Here is a 17,619-nt window from a genome sequence, read left to right as displayed (position 1 = left end):
TTACTTTATTTGGCTTTTTAATTGCGACAATTTGTCATTAAGCTGAACAAAACTTTGTTCTATGGAAATAAGCCAATCATTATCAATAAATAAATTTGGTTGATGACGATTAAATTTTTCCTGCTCACCATAAATTTCTTGAGTCAGATCTTTTAACTTATCTTTCCACTCTTTGTTATCTTCAATAGGAACAGCGGGTGCTGTCTCTTTTTGTTGATAAAGAGATGTTGTTCGACGACTCACATCCAAAATTTCTAATACGCCATCTTGGCGTATTTGTGCATTAATTGATTGTGGGAAACCAATACCATTTAAACGTGCTAATAACTCATCCCCTTTTGCCAAAAAGTTTTCTAATGCTTTTTGTTCGATAGTAATAAAGTTAACCTGAATACTATGGATATGAAGAGGGATGTGTAAAAACAGGGTGAATTTATCAGCCTGCATTTTATCTGATAGGCTAAAATGTGCGTTTCGTCCAAACATTCCACTTTGTTTTTCAAAACGAAAAGCCTGTTGATCTTGCTTACTTCTTGTCGATTGCATCCACTCAGCCCATAAACTTTCTATTTTTCTAATCAACTCTAGCTGGTGGTAGGCTTGTTCTGTTAAAAGGTTTTGTAATAACTTATCTAATAATGCAAATGATGCTTGGTCATGCCATAGGCAATCTTTTAATAAAATAAGATCTAATGGTGAAATAGCACTACGACCATTAAAAAAGGCACTGGCTTGTAAAAGGCGTACCGCTTTTTTCCAACGTCTATCTGAAACATAAGGTGCAGCATCACTTTTATCTAAAGACTCACGAAGTTGATAAATTAAATCAAATAAGTGGTCATCTAAAGTGATCTTTTCTAATTCTGATTGCCAACGTGAAAACTCTTCTGCGGTAATTTGGATATGTTCTGGAATATGAAAAGAGCCTACTTCTTTATTAATAAGTAATGCGCGAAAGTTTTTCTTATCCTGAACTTTTGTTAACCAAATACGAATAAGCATTCGGTCATATAGCGCTTCAAGACTACTGTCTGAATCAGGTAACTCATTAGAGGCGGATACTAACAAACGCATTGGAATAGCAACTTCAGCTTCTCCATTTCTAAATTTACGCTCATTAATCGCTGTTAATAACGTATTAAGAATAGCGGGTCCTGCTTTCCATATTTCATCAAGAAAGACAACTTCAGCATCAGGTAAATATCCTTCAACCAAACGCTGATATTTACCTTCATCTTTTAAGGCTTGAATAGATAAAGGGCCAAAAATTTCTTCGGGTGTTGAAAAACGCGTCATTAGGTATTCAAATGCTTTAGCCTCTTTAAAAGCTTCTTTCATTCTTCTGGCTATTAAGCTCTTGGCAATACCTGGAGGGCCAAGTAAGAAAACACTCTCACCACTCAGTGCTGCAAGCAGACAAAGACGGATAGCTGACTGTCGCTCATAAAGCCCAGTTTCAAGATATTGGCTAAGTTGTGAAATCCGCTCTGCAAGTTGCATAAACACTCCTAATAATGGGTACTTATTTTCGTCATCCCTCCGAAAATATCAGAAAAGGATTGCTGGCATATAGTCAAACATTCTATTAGCACACAAATTGTTTATAGCAAAAATCGATTCAGCTTCCTACTGCTTATTTTTGGTTCTTTTTTGTTTTACTAGCGAAACGTTTCGATGGTGATCACGTTTTTTCATTAATGTTGCTGAGATGATCGGTTTAAAATATTGAATGTCATTTATGCAATACATCTAGAATTTATTACTGAAAGTAAGGAAAAATCATGGAAGCGAAGAAACTTGTGATTTTAGGTAGTGTTAATGCTGATCATATTCTTAATGTTGCCCATTTTCCGCTTCCTGGTGAAACCATTTCAGGCAACCAATTTCAAATGGTATTTGGCGGTAAAGGTGCTAATCAGGCGGTTGCTGCTGGGCGTTGTGGTGCTAATATTTCGTTTCTTGCTTGTTTAGGGAATGACGATATTGGTAAAAAAGCTAAAGCTCAATTAATAACAGATAACATTGATACCAATAGTATTGAGTTAATTGATGATGTGGCAACAGGTGTTGCGCTGATTTTCGTTAATCAACAGGGTGAAAATGTTATTGGTATTCATGCTGGTGCTAATGGGCGATTAGATACAAATTATGTTCAGCGCCATGGAAATATTATAAAAGAAGCTGATGCTCTGTTAATGCAATTAGAATCACCACTTGATTCTGTATTGAAAGCGGCTGAAATCGCTAAACAAGAAAATGTGCAAGTAATACTAAACCCCGCACCTGCTCAAGCATTACCTGATGAGCTGTTATCACTTGTCGATATTATTACTCCAAACGAAACAGAGACTGAATATCTGACTGGAATTAAAGTGATAGATGATGAAAGTGCTCAGCAAGCAGCGGATGTTCTGCATCATAAAGGTATTAAAACGGTTATTATTACATTAGGAAGCCGCGGAGTTTGGATAAGTGAGAAAAATAGTCAAGGTTGTATTGTCCCTGCATTTAAAGTGAAAGCTGTTGATACTATCGCAGCAGGCGATACATTTAATGGCGCGCTAATCACTGCTTTATTAGAAGGGCAATCTATGATGCCTGCGATTAAATTTGCTCATGCGGCAGCTGCCATTGCTGTTACTCGAGCAGGCGCTCAACCATCAGTACCATGGCGTCATGAGGTAGATACTTTTTTAACTTCATCTTTATAATGTATTTTTCTATCTTATATAAAGAAAAAGAGAGCCTAGGCTCTCTTTTTTAGTTTGAATAACATTATCAGGCTTTTTTCTTTTTATTAGTTAGATTATCGCCATCATGTTTATCAAGGAGTAAAAATACAAAGGAAGAAAGTAATGTAATGATACCAACAGTAATAAAAGTATAATGAAAGTTATCAACCGTAGTGCCCACATTCTCTGTATCAAAATATCCTAAAATAGATGCACTCACTGCAATACCAAAACTAATTGCCAATTGTTGGGTGACAGCCAAAACACTATTTCCTGAGCTAGCATTGTTGTCTGTTAAATCGGCCAATGAAATTGTATTCATTGATGTAAATTGTATGGACATGACCACACCTAATAAAAAGAGTGGAATGATAAGATAGTAAATAGACATATCAGGGGATTGAAGTGAAAACTGAGCGATCATCAAACCAATGATAATAGTGATAGTAAAGAGTGTTCGGCGATAGCTAAATTTCACTAAGATCTTTGTGACAAATGATTTTGCTAAAATAGAACCCAATGCCATAGGCGCCATCATCATCCCAGAAATAATAGCAGGATAACCAAACCCAACCTGTAACATCAGTGGCATTAAGAAAGGGATACAGCCAGTTCCCAATCTTGTTGCAATATTTCCCGCAATACCGACAGAAAAAGTTCGTGTTTTAAATATATTGAGAGGGATAAGTGGTTGCTGGTGGCGTCTTGCATGATTGACGTATAACCCCAGTAAAGAAAATCCACCTAAAATAATGGCAATAGGAATATATCGAGAGATATTTTTATCACCAAAAAGATCAAGGCTGACAGAAAGCATAACTAAGCCAAAACCAAAGAAAATAAAACCAAGTAAATCAAATTTACGTTTTGGCATAGTGAAATTAGGCATATGTTTTATGGCATAGAAAATACCTAATAGGCCAATAGGAATATTTATAATAAATATCCAATGCCAAGATGCATAAGTAACCAATACCCCACCTAAAAGAGGTCCTGCTATGGGGCCGACTAATCCCGGCATTGTGACAAAATTGAGAATGGGTAGTAATTCGCTGCGCGGATAAGCTCTTAGTAAAGCAAGGCGTGCAACCGGCATCATCATTGCGCCACCTATACCTTGTATAATCCGTGAAATAACAAGAAAAGTAAGGTTAGGAGAAAGTGCACATAATAAAGAGCCACCTGAAAATAAAGAAACCGCAATAATAAAAATTTTACGCGTTCCAAATCTATCAGCTAGCCATCCACTGACGGGGATTAATAATGCAACAGTTAAGGTATAGCTGATAACAGCCGATTGCATGGCGAGAGGAGAATGATTAAGGCTTTTTGCTATGTCTGGTAATGCCGTATTAAGAATGGTTGCATCGAGAGCCTGCATAAAAAAAGCCATTGCAGCAATCCAAGGCAACCCAGACATATTTTTGGCGGATTTCAACATGAAGCATATACCGTCTTTGTTCTATATTTTGATTATCGCTTCATTATAAACAGAAAACCTACAAAATTTGTATTAAAACTATTCAATCACTCGTTAATAAGATTAAACAGAGATCACGCGCTTTATTTCCATCCTTATCAATAATTGCCTGAACAATTTGGTTATGTGTTTCCGGTTGAACGGTTTCATTACCCACAATAAGATCGAAATACTTTTTATAAGCAGAAAGAAATAATGAGCCGAATGAGGCAAAGAATGGATTGCCACTTGCTTGATAAATGAGATAGTGAAATTGAGTGTCGATATCTAGCCAATGTTGTCTATCGAAATTCTCATCAAGCAATTGCATTTCTCTACCAAATAAAGCAAGAGACTGTTTTTGGCTTTCGGTTGCATTAAATGCAGCTAAATAACATGCCTGAGGTTCTATTGCTAGACGAACGTGATGGAAATAATGGCTGACCTTATTAAATTCACCGCTGTCTATCCACCAATTAAGAAGATCATTATCTAATAGATTCCAATTTTGCATTGGAGTAACACGAGTACCTATTCTTGGTCGAGGTAAAAGCATACCTTTTGCAGCGAGCATTTTGATTGCTTCACGGATAACTGTTCTGCTGACGGAGAGTATTTCTGCTAGTTCTATTTCTCCAGGTAGTAAAGATTCAGGTTCATAATGTCCCGAAAGGATTTGTTTACCTAGTTTTTCAGCAACTATATAAGAAAGATTTTTTTGAGAAGCTGAACGTTGCTCGTTAAATTGCATAATAAAGATTACCTATACCATAATTTATCTTCTATCTTACGTGAGTCAGCTGGATAAAGCTGTTCGGATTTCACTCTATCAGCGTAAAAATAGAGCGTTTTTCTTTGTTTTGTTGAAAAAAAAAGCGAACAGAAAAAAAATTGAAATAAACACTTGCGCTAATCCGAGATCTCCCTATAATGCGCATCCACTGACCGGCGATGAGCAAACAACAAGCCACGCAGGACGGTGAAGAGAAAAGAAAAAAGTTTGAAAAAACTCTTGACTCTTCAGAGGAATAACGTAATATACGCCTCCTCGCAACAGCGCAGAAGACCGGAAACGGCAGCGAATGTTGCACTGCTCTTTAACAAATTATCAGACAATCTGTGTGGGCACTCGCAGAGACGATATCTTCTAAAATATTAGATGTATCAAGTCTTGAAGAGTGAACAACAAAAGTAAATTCATTTATGAATAGCTAAGTTTTCGATTTCTTTGAGCATCAAACACTTTTAATTGAAGAGTTTGATCATGGCTCAGATTGAACGCTGGCGGCAGGCCTAACACATGCAAGTCGAGCGGTAACAGGAGAAAGCTTGCTTTCTTGCTGACGAGCGGCGGACGGGTGAGTAATGTATGGGGATCTGCCCGATAGAGGGGGATAACTACTGGAAACGGTAGCTAATACCGCATGACGTCTACGGACCAAAGCAGGGGCTCTTCGGACCTTGCGCTATCGGATGAACCCATATGGGATTAGCTAGTAGGTGAGGTAATGGCTCACCTAGGCGACGATCTCTAGCTGGTCTGAGAGGATGATCAGCCACACTGGGACTGAGACACGGCCCAGACTCCTACGGGAGGCAGCAGTGGGGAATATTGCACAATGGGCGCAAGCCTGATGCAGCCATGCCGCGTGTATGAAGAAGGCCTTAGGGTTGTAAAGTACTTTCAGTTGGGAGGAAGGCGTTGATGCTAATATCATCAGCGATTGACGTTACCAACAGAAGAAGCACCGGCTAACTCCGTGCCAGCAGCCGCGGTAATACGGAGGGTGCAAGCGTTAATCGGAATTACTGGGCGTAAAGCGCACGCAGGCGGTTGATTAAGTTAGATGTGAAATCCCCGGGCTTAACCTGGGAATGGCATCTAAGACTGGTCAGCTAGAGTCTTGTAGAGGGGGGTAGAATTCCATGTGTAGCGGTGAAATGCGTAGAGATGTGGAGGAATACCGGTGGCGAAGGCGGCCCCCTGGACAAAGACTGACGCTCAGGTGCGAAAGCGTGGGGAGCAAACAGGATTAGATACCCTGGTAGTCCACGCTGTAAACGATGTCGATTTGGAGGTTGTTCCCTTGAGGAGTGGCTTCCGGAGCTAACGCGTTAAATCGACCGCCTGGGGAGTACGGCCGCAAGGTTAAAACTCAAATGAATTGACGGGGGCCCGCACAAGCGGTGGAGCATGTGGTTTAATTCGATGCAACGCGAAGAACCTTACCTACTCTTGACATCCAGCGAATCCTTTAGAGATAGAGGAGTGCCTTCGGGAACGCTGAGACAGGTGCTGCATGGCTGTCGTCAGCTCGTGTTGTGAAATGTTGGGTTAAGTCCCGCAACGAGCGCAACCCTTATCCTTTGTTGCCAGCGCGTGATGGCGGGAACTCAAAGGAGACTGCCGGTGATAAACCGGAGGAAGGTGGGGATGACGTCAAGTCATCATGGCCCTTACGAGTAGGGCTACACACGTGCTACAATGGCAGATACAAAGAGAAGCGACCTCGCGAGAGCAAGCGGAACTCATAAAGTCTGTCGTAGTCCGGATTGGAGTCTGCAACTCGACTCCATGAAGTCGGAATCGCTAGTAATCGTAGATCAGAATGCTACGGTGAATACGTTCCCGGGCCTTGTACACACCGCCCGTCACACCATGGGAGTGGGTTGCAAAAGAAGTAGGTAGCTTAACCTTCGGGAGGGCGCTTACCACTTTGTGATTCATGACTGGGGTGAAGTCGTAACAAGGTAACCGTAGGGGAACCTGCGGTTGGATCACCTCCTTACCTAAGAGATACGTGTTATGTGCAGTGCTCACACAGATTGTCTGATGAAGAACGAGCAGAAATACCGGTATAGGCTTGTAGCTCAGGTGGTTAGAGCGCACCCCTGATAAGGGTGAGGTCGGTGGTTCAAGTCCACTCAGGCCTACCACTTTTCCTTTATGCTGTGTTGTGAAGCAACTCGTTTACTTTAAGTAAACTTCGTTACTCCATGCCTTGCCTAAAGAAAAAGCTTCTTTTATAAAGAAGAAAAGGAGTGGTTATACAGGTATTAAGAATGCATTATGGGGCTATAGCTCAGCTGGGAGAGCGCCTGCCTTGCACGCAGGAGGTCAGCGGTTCGATCCCGCTTAGCTCCACCATAATTTCTTGAATATAAAACAATAATTCAGAGTATATTAGCAATAGTATACTGCGAATTATTTTGCTCTTTAACAATCTGGAACAAGCTGAAAAATTGAAAACAAATCAATATATCACCGAGGTATATTGATGAGTCTCTCAAAATCTCAGACCTTGAATGTGTGATACTCCAAGGCGAGTGTCATGAGCGAGCAACAGCAATTCTAGGCGGACAGCGCGCAGTAAGCGCAGCATACATAAGTATGTGAGCATTACGAGCACTGCCCAACAACGAATTGATGCTTGTGTAGCCATGACCTTTAAAGTCGTCTTCGAGAGAAACACCTTCGGGTTGTGAGGTTAAGCGAATAAGCGTACACGGTGGATGCCTAGGCAATCAGAGGCGATGAAGGACGTGCTAATCTGCGATAAGCGTCGGTAAGGTGATATGAACCGTTATACCCGACGATTTCCGAATGGGGAAACCCAATATCCAATGGATATTATCATTAACTGAATACATAGGTTAATGAAGCGAACCGGGAGAACTGAAACATCTCAGTACCCCGAGGAAAAGAAATCAACCGAGATTCCCCTAGTAGCGGCGAGCGAACGGGGAACAGCCCAGAGTCTTAATCAATAGCAGCATCAGGAGAACGGTCTGGAAAGTCCGGCAGTAAAGGGTGATAGCCCCGTATCTGAAGATGCTGTTATTGTGAACTCGACGAGTAGGGCGGGACACGTGTTATCCTGTCTGAATATGGGGGGACCATCCTCCAAGGCTAAATACTCCTGATTGACCGATAGTGAACCAGTACCGTGAGGGAAAGGCGAAAAGAACCCCGGCGAGGGGAGTGAAAAAGAACCTGAAACCGTGTACGTACAAGCAGTAGGAGCCTCTTTATGGGGTGACTGCGTACCTTTTGTATAATGGGTCAGCGACTTATATTCTGTAGCAAGGTTAACCGAATAGGGGAGCCGTAGGGAAACCGAGTCTTAACTGGGCGAATGAGTTGCAGGGTATAGACCCGAAACCCGGTGATCTATCCATGGGCAGGTTGAAGGTTGGGTAACACTAACTGGAGGACCGAACCGACTAATGTTGAAAAATTAGCGGATGACTTGTGGATGGGGGTGAAAGGCCAATCAAACCGGGAGATAGCTGGTTCTCCCCGAAAGCTATTTAGGTAGCGCCTCGTGAACTCATCTTCGGGGGTAGAGCACTGTTTCGACTAGGGGGTCATCCCGACTTACCAACTCGATGCAAACTGCGAATACCGAAGAATGTTATCACGGGAGACACACGGCGGGTGCTAACGTTCGTCGTGAAGAGGGAAACAACCCAGACCGCCAGCTAAGGTCCCAAAGTCATGGTTAAGTGGGAAACGAAGTGGGAAGGCTCAGACAGCCAGGATGTTGGCTTAGAAGCAGCCATCATTTAAAGAAAGCGTAATAGCTCACTGGTCGAGTCGGCCTGCGCGGAAGATGTAACGGGGCTAAACTATGCACCGAAGCTGCGGCAGCGATATGTAAATATTGTTGGGTAGGGGAGCGTTCTGTAAGCCTGTGAAGGTGTGCTGTGAGGCATGCTGGAGGTATCAGAAGTGCGAATGCTGACATAAGTAACGATAATGCGGGTGAAAAACCCGCACGCCGGAAGACCAAGGGTTCCTGTCCAACGTTAATCGGGGCAGGGTGAGTCGACCCCTAAGGCGAGGCTGAAAAGCGTAGTCGATGGGAAACGGGTTAATATTCCCGTACTGGTGGTAACTGCGATGGGGGAACGGAGAAGGCTAGGTTGTCCGGGCGACGGTCGTCCCGGTTCAAGCATGTAGGCAGAGTGATTAGGCAAATCCGGTCACTTAATGCTGAGGTGTGATGACGAGCCACTAAGGTGGTGAAGCAATTGATGCCCTGCTTCCAGGAAAAGCCTCTAAGCTTCAGGTTACCAACAATCGTACCCCAAACCGACACAGGTGGTCAGGTAGAGAATACTCAGGCGCTTGAGAGAACTCGGGTGAAGGAACTAGGCAAAATGGTGCCGTAACTTCGGGAGAAGGCACGCTGGCGGTAAGTGAAGTCCCTTGCGGACGGAGCCGAAGCCAGTCGAAGATACCAGCTGGCTGCAACTGTTTATTAAAAACACAGCACTGTGCAAACACGAAAGTGGACGTATACGGTGTGACGCCTGCCCGGTGCTGGAAGGTTAATTGATGGGGTTATCCGTAAGGAGAAGCTCTTGATCGAAGCCCCAGTAAACGGCGGCCGTAACTATAACGGTCCTAAGGTAGCGAAATTCCTTGTCGGGTAAGTTCCGACCTGCACGAATGGCGTAATGATGGCCAGGCTGTCTCCACCCGAGACTCAGTGAAATTGAACTCGCTGTGAAGATGCAGTGTACCCGCGGCAAGACGGAAAGACCCCGTGAACCTTTACTATAGCTTGACACTGAACATTGAGCCTTGATGTGTAGGATAGGTGGGAGACTTAGAAGTGTGGACGCCAGTCTGCATGGAGTCAACCTTGAAATACCACCCTTTAACGTTTGATGTTCTAACCTAGGCCCATAATCTGGGTCGGGGACCGTGTCTGGTGGGTAGTTTGACTGGGGCGGTCTCCTCCTAAAGAGTAACGGAGGAGCACGAAGGTTGGCTAAGCATGGTCGGACATCATGCGGTTAGTGCAAAGGCATAAGCCAGCTTGACTGTGAGAGTGACGGCTCGAGCAGGTACGAAAGTAGGTCTTAGTGATCCGGTGGTTCTGAATGGAAGGGCCATCGCTCAACGGATAAAAGGTACTCCGGGGATAACAGGCTGATACCGCCCAAGAGTTCATATCGACGGCGGTGTTTGGCACCTCGATGTCGGCTCATCACATCCTGGGGCTGAAGTAGGTCCCAAGGGTATGGCTGTTCGCCATTTAAAGTGGTACGCGAGCTGGGTTTAGAACGTCGTGAGACAGTTCGGTCCCTATCTGCCGTGGGCGTTGGAAGATTGAGAGGGGTTGCTCCTAGTACGAGAGGACCGGAGTGAACGCACCACTGGTGTTCGGGTTGTCATGCCAATGGCATTGCCCGGTAGCTAAGTGCGGAAGAGATAACCGCTGAAAGCATCTAAGCGGGAAACTTGCCTCGAGATGAGTCTTCCCTGTCACCTAGAGTGACCTAAAGGAACGTTTAAGACTAAGACGTTGATAGGCTGGGTGTGTAAGCGTAGCGATACGTTGAGCTAACCAGTACTAATGAACCGTGAGGCTTAACCTGACAACACCGAAGGTGTTTTGTCTGAGAGACGAACATCGATGAAGTAAGCTTGTTTAAGATTGAATATTGCTGGTTACTGAGAAAGAAACAACAGTAACGGGTAATGATACCGAATTTGCTTGGCGGCCATAGCGCAGCGGACCCACCTGAATCCATGCCGAACTCAGAAGTGAAACGTTGTAGCGCCGATGGTAGTGTGGGGTCTCCCCATGTGAGAGTAGGGAACTGCCAGGCATTAAATAAGACGAGAAAGCCAACCCAATGGGTTGGCTTTTTTGCGTTTGGGGCTTTTAAAAAGATCAACAGCTTATATGTTAGTCGTTAATTAGAAACTATGGTTACATTCCTCAATAAAATAGCCAATCTTCATGCCGCTAAACACTATTTATGGCAACTCATTAGTAAAATGATCCCCGTATCAAGCATCTAATATCACATTAATTTAATGCCTAGTGTTCTGATCTTTTATTTCTTGTTATCTCTGATGGATCTTATTAAAAGCAGATGGTGTAAATGTAAAAACACACTCTTTATTACTGAGTCTATTTTTATTTAGATATCTTTAATGAGGATGTTATTGAGGCTCCTGCTCTTCTGAACGCAGTAAATCATAGTTTAAGATATTTTTATTACCATCAATAACGGTGATTGGTGATTTAGGCTGATAGCACTCATTTAATGGTGAGTGACACTGTTGGGGGGAGTTATGTTCTATTCCAAGCCAACTACTTAGTAGCCAATAGTTATTTACCGTTGAATAAGGCTTATTCAATGCATCATTATTGATAATGGGTTTAATAGATGATGGGCTATACCAAATAAACAAAGGTATATCATAAGCTTCTTTTCGTGGCGTATTTACACCATGATGATAACGAACCTCTCTATTTTTATCGAGACGCTGTAAAGCGTGATCTGCAAAGTAGAGAATAGAAGCTGGTTTATCTTTGACTCTCTCGATGATGTCATTAATTAATTTATCTGTATAAGCGATAGAGCTGTCATAGCAGTTATCATCATCTTCTTGCGTGAATTTCTTTAAATACTGACTTGGAAATCGATTACAGGCCGGCTCATGGCTACCATATGTATGTAAGATGATTAATTTTTTCTCTTCAGATGGCTCATTGAGAGCTCTGTCTAAATAAGGAAGCAACTCTTCATCATAACCGATAAATTCATTCCACTTTTTATTTTGAGCCATATTAGCAATGACAGAAATAACACTGGTTTTCTGATTACCTTCACCTTGATTACTTAACCAATATGTTTTAAACCCAGCATGATTGGCAAGAGAAACAATATTATCAGCGTAATGACTTTTATCTTGTAACTGTTCCAATCCTATATTTGAGAGTGAAATTGGTACAGAAAGAATAGTTACTGGTGCCGGAGAATAAACTTGATTGAATAGGATAAGATTACTCTTTTCTTTCATTAGATTAGGTGTTGTATCGTACTGATAGCCATAAATTCCTAGATGATCTCTGCGAACGGATTCTCCAAGAATAAGGATATAAATTTCTGTATTATCATTATGTTTATTATATTGAAACTCAACTTTTTGAGAGGCAATTCTTCTAATTTGGCGATTTTCATGGAAGGTTCGGACAAGTGCCGCTGCATTATAAAAAGGTGTATTGAGAAGTGCATATTCTGTCAGTAATTTACTGTTGTTATCGTTTCTTAATGCGAAGCTTTTATAAATTGGAATAATGGCTATTAAGATAACAAAAGTAATCACACTTTTTTTTGTCGTTTTTAGATCAGATACTTGAGCTGCTTTATGGATGAAAAAATAGTAAATGACAAAAGCACATAGATAGAATAATACATAGTACTTATTATAAGAGAGCATACCGACAGTTTCGCTGCCATTGGTATTAATAAAAGTTTCAGCAATGGATGATGAAAAAGCAATATCGTGTTCACGATAGAAAAATAGAGAAATAGACAGGTTTAAAGACCATAGCGCACTAGTAATAAAGGTTATTATTTTTCCTAAAACAGAACGATAAATGCCACTACATATCAGTATAAGTAGCCAACCAATAAGAACAATATAGATTTTTTGTCCTATATGTAGCGTTGAACCACCCAATATTGCAGGTGCCATAGATAAGAAAAATAAAAGTGCGTAATGAGTTAATTGAGACATAATCTATTTAAAAACTACCACCTCTTTTTATGTAGAATAAAAAGTTAACCATTTACCTTTTGACAATACAAGCCTTGTTTAGCTGAAGTGTGTCTGAAATTGATATTACTATGTTTCTTCCTCACTATTTTGAGCTGTTTGGCTTTATTAATAAGCCTTGTAGAAAATAAGTTATGTTTCTTTTTATTTGTAATTAATTGATTTCAATTTAATTTGTTTTTATTTTTATAACAGTAGAATAACTAATAATAAGTTATTTAAATAATCGTATAGATATGTAGTTAAAGCTTAAAAGTATTCTAAATAAGTAAATAATAGAAATAGGATCAAGATTTTTATGATAATGGATAAAAATCATTGAAAATGAATAACCCCAAAGTTGGAATTCACTTTGGGGTTATTTTTATTTAGAAAGATAACATTATTTCAGGTTGTTAGTGCTGTTTACCTTGTTCAATACCTAAGCCAATTTGAGAACGAATAAACTGTGCTTGGAATTTTGCTTTTTCTTGCTCACCTAAAGATGATTTATCAGTAACAGAGAAAAGCCATGAGACAACAAAAGCAATGATTATTGAGAATAATGCTGGATATTCATAAGGATAGATGGGTTTTTCATGACCTAAAATACTTACCCAAATTGTTGGCCCTAAGATCATCAACGTGACAGCAACTAATAAACCAGACCATCCTCCTGTGACTGCACCTCGTGTTGTCAGCCCTTTCCAATACATTGATAGCAATATGATTGGGAAGTTACAGCTTGCTGCAATTGAGAAAGCTAGCCCCACCATAAAGGCAATATTTTGTTTTTCAAATAAAATACCTAAACCGATAGCGACGATACCTAAGATAACCACTGTAATTTTGGATACTTTTAGCTCTTGTCTTTCATCTGCGTGGCCATTTTTAATTACATTCGCGTAGAGATCATGTGATACCGCAGATGCGCCCGCTAAAGTTAGTCCTGCAACAACGGCTAAAATAGTAGCGAAGGCAACGGCTGAAATGAAGCCTAAGAAGAAGTTACCGCCAACGGCATCCGCCAAGTGAACAGCCGCCATATTGGTTCCACCAATCAAAGCGCCAGCGGCATCTTTGAACATAGGATTAGGGCTAACGAGTAAGATAGCGCCGAAACCAATGATAAAAGTAAGAATATAGAAATAACCGATAAAACCTGTTGCATAGAAAACACTCTTACGGGCTTCTTTTGCATCGCTAACAGTAAAGAAGCGCATGATGATATGAGGAAGTCCCGCCGTACCAAACATTAGTGCAAGACCTAAAGAGAGAGCAGATATAGGATCAGAAACCAATCCACCAGGACTCATGATAGAGAACCCTTTTGAGTGAACACTAACGGCTTCTTTAAATAAGGTATTGAAATTAAAATCGACAGCTTTCATCACCATAACAGCCATAAAACTTGCACCTGCAAGTAATAAAATAGCTTTAATGATTTGAACCCAAGTGGTGGCTAACATGCCTCCAAATAAAACATATAGCACCATTAGAATACCGACGAGCACAACGGCAATATGGTAGTTTAAGCCGAAAAGGAGTTCGATTAATTTACCGGCACCAACCATTTGTGCAATCAGATAAAGAGCGACAACAACCAGTGATCCAATAGCGGAGAGTGTTCTCACTGGTTTAGGGCTTAAGCGATAGGAGACAACATCAGCAAAGGTATAGCGCCCTAAATTACGTAAGCGTTCAGCAATGATAAAAAGAATGATAGGCCAACCAATCAGAAATCCAATTGAATAGATAAGTCCATCATAACCCGAGGTATAAACCAGTGCGGAGATCCCTAAAAAGGATGCGGCAGACATAAAATCACCGGCGATTGCCATTCCGTTTTGGAAGCCAGTAATTTTCCCTCCTGCAGTATAGTAATCAGCACGAGAGCGGGTACGTTTAGAAGCCCAATAAGTGATGTAAAGTGTCAATCCTACAAATATTAGGAACATGATGATGGCCTGAATATTCATAGGTTGTTTCTCACCTCCTTCAGTTATTGCGGTAGCGTAAGCAGCCGTTGAGGAGAGGAAAAATAAGCTTATTGCATAAAGTAACTTTCTCATTTTTCTACCTCTTCAATAATTTCAGTGGTAAGTTTGTCGAACTCTGTATTGGCTTTAATAACGTAAACGCCCGTTAATAAAAATGAGGCGATGATTAAACCTATACCAATAGGAATACCTCGTGTAATGTAGCTGCCCTCATATAATGGTGTACCTAACCATTGTGGATAGAACGCAATAAGTAAGATAAATGAGACGTACATAACGAGCGTAATAATTGAAAGTGTCCATGAAAAACGACTACGTTTATTAACCAGTTCTTTAAAGCGAGGGTTGTTTTCTATCTCTTGATAAATATTGGAATTCATCAGAGTTCTCCTCTATATAATTGTTTGGTTTATCACTTGATTTAGAGGCTTAAATCCCCCGCATTCCATGATTTTCAGGTAAGAGAGCCCAGCAAAGGCATTTTCATGCCTTTGCTTTGTCGTATTACGTTTTTTAAATGACAGTTATTTGTTGTGTATTAAGCAGTGAGTGATAGAGACTGTTTTTCTTCTAACAGTTTTTCTACAACACCCGGATCAGCGAGTGTTGAGGTATCCCCGAGGTTAGTTGTGTCGCCAGAGGCAATTTTACGCAAGATACGGCGCATAATTTTCCCTGATCGTGTTTTAGGTAAGGAATCTGTCCAATGTAGGATATCTGGTGTGGCTATTGGCCCAATTTCTTTACGTACCCAGTTGCGAACTTCTGTATAAAGTTCAGGAGTTGGCTCTTCACCGTGATTTAAAGTGACATAAGCATAAATAGCTTGTCCTTTAAGATTATGAGGAATACCAACTACTGCGGCTTCTGCAATCTTAGGATGTGCAACAAGAGCGGATTCAATCTCTGCTGTTCCTAAGCGATGACCTGAAATATTCAAGACATCATCAACACGCCCTGTTATCCAATAGTCACCATCTTCATCTCGGCGAGCTCCGTCACCAGAGAAATACATCCCTTTAAAGGTTGAAAAGTAAGTTTGCTCAAAACGCTCGTGATCACCAAAAAGTGTTCTTGCTTGACCCGGCCAAGAATCAGTAATCACTAAGTTTCCTTCGCAAGCCCCTTGCTGTACTTCGCCCATATTATCGACAATTGCAGGCTGAACACCGAAGAAAGGACGTGTTGCTGAGCCAGGTTTTAGATCCATAGCACCCGGTAATGGGGTTATCATGAAACCACCAGTTTCTGTTTGCCACCATGTATCAACGATAGGACATTGGCTACGTCCCATTTTCTGATAGAACCATTCCCATGCTTCTGGATTAATAGGTTCACCTACGGAGCCTAAAATGCGCAGAGAGGTGCGTTGAGTGCCTTCAATCGCTTTATCGCCTTCAGCCATTAATGCACGGATTGCAGTCGGTGCAGTATATAAGATATTGATTTGGTGCTTATCAACAATTTGAGCCATGCGGTTAACAGATGGGTAATTAGGGACACCTTCAAACATAACAGTAGTCGCACCATTTGACAGAGGGCCATACAGTAAGTAGCTATGCCCTGTTACCCAACCCACATCAGCAGTACACCAATAAATATCACCTTCATGATAATCAAAGGTGTATTTGAAGGTCATTGAAGCATAAACGAGATAACCTCCCGTTGTGTGCAGTACACCTTTGGGTTTGCCTGTTGAACCTGAGGTATACAGAATAAAGAGAGGATCTTCTGCATCCATCACTTCAACATCACATTCAGTGCTGACACCTTGGATGATTTCATCCCACCAAACATCACGCCCTTCAATCCATTGTTCGGTATGCCCTGTTCGACGAAATACCACTACATGATTAATAGGGGGGATATCAGCGTGATTTAAAGCATCATCAACATTTTTCTTTAAAGGAATAGCGCGACCTGCACGTAATCCTTCATCAGCAGTAATCACTAATTTAGCTTTTGAATCAATGATCCTGCCTGCAACAGCTTCAGGAGAGAAACCACCAAAAATAACAGAATGGATAGCACCAATACGAGTACAAGCGAGCATAGCGACTGCCGCTTCTGGTACCATCGGCATATAAATCGCCACAACATCGCCTTTTTTAATACCTAAATTTTTTAATACGTTAGCGAATTGGCAAACATTTTGGTGGAGTTGTCGGTAAGTGATTTTTTTCGACTCATTAGGTGAGTCGCCTTCCCAAATAATGGCGGTTTGATCACCTCGTGTTTTAAGGTGGCGATCAAGACAGTTTTGACTGATATTTAGCTGACCATCTTCAAACCAGCGAATGCGTACATGGCCTGGGTCAAAAGAAGTATTTTTTACCACAGTATATGGTTTTATCCAGTCAATGATTTTCCCTTTATCTGCCCAAAAGGCCTCAGGGTTTTTGATGGATAATTCATAATCTTTTTGGTATTGCTCTTTATTGATCAGGGCGTGTTCTGCAATGCTTGCAGGAATATGATGTTGGTTTATTTTTGTCATAATAGTTCTCCTCACTATTGTTAATACTATGTCAAAAAGTCGTTAACAAAAGAGGGCAAATAAAGATTGTTTCTTTTTTGCGCAGAAGATCACGAATTAATGGAAATGCTTTTCATGGAATGTTCAATTAGTGCTAAAGCCAGCAGGGCATTATTTATCTACTATTTTCTTGTTTAATAGGATCATCGTTTAATAGAACGCTTTTAAATTAAAATAATATACTGTGAAAATTAATTTAACCGTGTTGGATAAAAAAACCACAAAAATAATATGGATATGATAATGATTTTCATTAACGTTTTTTTCACTATAATGAAATGAAAAGATAAATCACATGATGTGATCCAAGATAAAACAGCACTGGA

General features: G+C 41.1%; 8 protein-coding genes, 2 tRNA genes and 3 rRNA genes. 6 read left to right on the top strand and 7 right to left on the bottom strand.

The genetic code is table 11. The features are described from left to right. The gene (ravA, locus tag F1325_RS18720; protein WP_160230830.1) at positions 1 to 1,500 is read right to left on the bottom strand and encodes an ATPase RavA; all 1,500 of its coding nucleotides are present in this window, start codon (positions 1,498 to 1,500) and stop codon (positions 1 to 3) included. Positions 1,501 to 1,781: 281 nt separating this feature from the next. Here ravA and rbsK point away from each other — a divergent pair, with 281 nt between their 5' ends. Next, complete coding sequence (rbsK, locus tag F1325_RS18715) at positions 1,782 to 2,711, top strand: ribokinase (protein WP_160230829.1); 930 nt, start codon at positions 1,782 to 1,784, stop codon at positions 2,709 to 2,711. A 67-nt stretch (positions 2,712 to 2,778) separates the two neighbouring features. Here rbsK and mdtD read toward each other — a convergent pair whose 3' ends face one another. Continuing rightward, a complete protein-coding gene (gene mdtD, locus F1325_RS18710; RefSeq protein ID WP_160230828.1) occupies positions 2,779 to 4,173 on the bottom strand; it encodes a multidrug transporter subunit MdtD in 1,395 nt (464 codons plus the stop codon). Positions 4,174 to 4,255: 82 nt separating this feature from the next. Then, positions 4,256 to 4,942: a FadR/GntR family transcriptional regulator gene (locus F1325_RS18705; protein ID WP_160230827.1), complete on the bottom strand. Its 687-nt coding sequence runs from the start codon at positions 4,940 to 4,942 to the stop codon at positions 4,256 to 4,258. Between the two features lie 495 nt (positions 4,943 to 5,437). Between F1325_RS18705 and F1325_RS18700 the strand changes: the two genes are divergently transcribed. The 5 genes from F1325_RS18700 to rrf all read left to right on the top strand — a co-directional run bounded on the left by F1325_RS18700 (position 5,438) and on the right by rrf (position 10,815). Beyond that, positions 5,438 to 6,980 (top strand): 16S ribosomal RNA (locus F1325_RS18700). Positions 6,981 to 7,051: 71 nt separating this feature from the next. Next, positions 7,052 to 7,128: transfer RNA gene (locus tag F1325_RS18695), tRNA-Ile, on the top strand. Between the two features lie 135 nt (positions 7,129 to 7,263). Continuing rightward, positions 7,264 to 7,339 (top strand) — tRNA-Ala (locus F1325_RS18690). 338 nt (positions 7,340 to 7,677) lie between these two features. After that, positions 7,678 to 10,581 (top strand): 23S ribosomal RNA (locus F1325_RS18685). 118 nt (positions 10,582 to 10,699) lie between these two features. Further along, a 5S ribosomal RNA gene (gene rrf, locus F1325_RS18680) occupies positions 10,700 to 10,815 on the top strand. The 16S, 23S and 5S rRNA genes sit together here with 2 tRNA genes alongside, the layout of an rRNA operon. 340 nt (positions 10,816 to 11,155) lie before the next feature. Here the strand turns inward: rrf and F1325_RS18675 are convergent. The 4 genes from F1325_RS18675 to acs all read right to left on the bottom strand — a co-directional run bounded on the left by F1325_RS18675 (position 11,156) and on the right by acs (position 17,254). Continuing rightward, on the bottom strand, positions 11,156 to 12,739 hold the full coding sequence (locus F1325_RS18675) for a phosphoethanolamine transferase (RefSeq protein WP_109374149.1): 1,584 nt from the start codon (positions 12,737 to 12,739) through the stop codon (positions 11,156 to 11,158). A gap of 434 nt (positions 12,740 to 13,173) precedes the next feature. Continuing rightward, complete coding sequence (locus F1325_RS18670; RefSeq protein WP_160230826.1) at positions 13,174 to 14,829, bottom strand: cation acetate symporter; 1,656 nt, start codon at positions 14,827 to 14,829, stop codon at positions 13,174 to 13,176. Further along, a complete protein-coding gene (locus F1325_RS18665; RefSeq protein WP_109374151.1) occupies positions 14,826 to 15,137 on the bottom strand; it encodes a DUF485 domain-containing protein in 312 nt (103 codons plus the stop codon). The genes F1325_RS18670 and F1325_RS18665 overlap by 4 nt, the downstream gene beginning before the upstream one ends. A 158-nt stretch (positions 15,138 to 15,295) precedes the next feature. Beyond that, a complete protein-coding gene (acs, locus tag F1325_RS18660) occupies positions 15,296 to 17,254 on the bottom strand; it encodes an acetate--CoA ligase (protein ID WP_109374152.1) in 1,959 nt (652 codons plus the stop codon). Positions 17,255 to 17,619: the final 365 nt, after the last annotated feature.

This window comes from Proteus columbae (assembly GCF_009914335.1).
In the GTDB taxonomy this organism is placed as follows: domain Bacteria; phylum Pseudomonadota; class Gammaproteobacteria; order Enterobacterales; family Enterobacteriaceae; genus Proteus.
The sequence above is the reverse complement of the archived record's forward strand: the minus strand, read 5'-3'. Positions and strand labels throughout refer to the sequence as shown.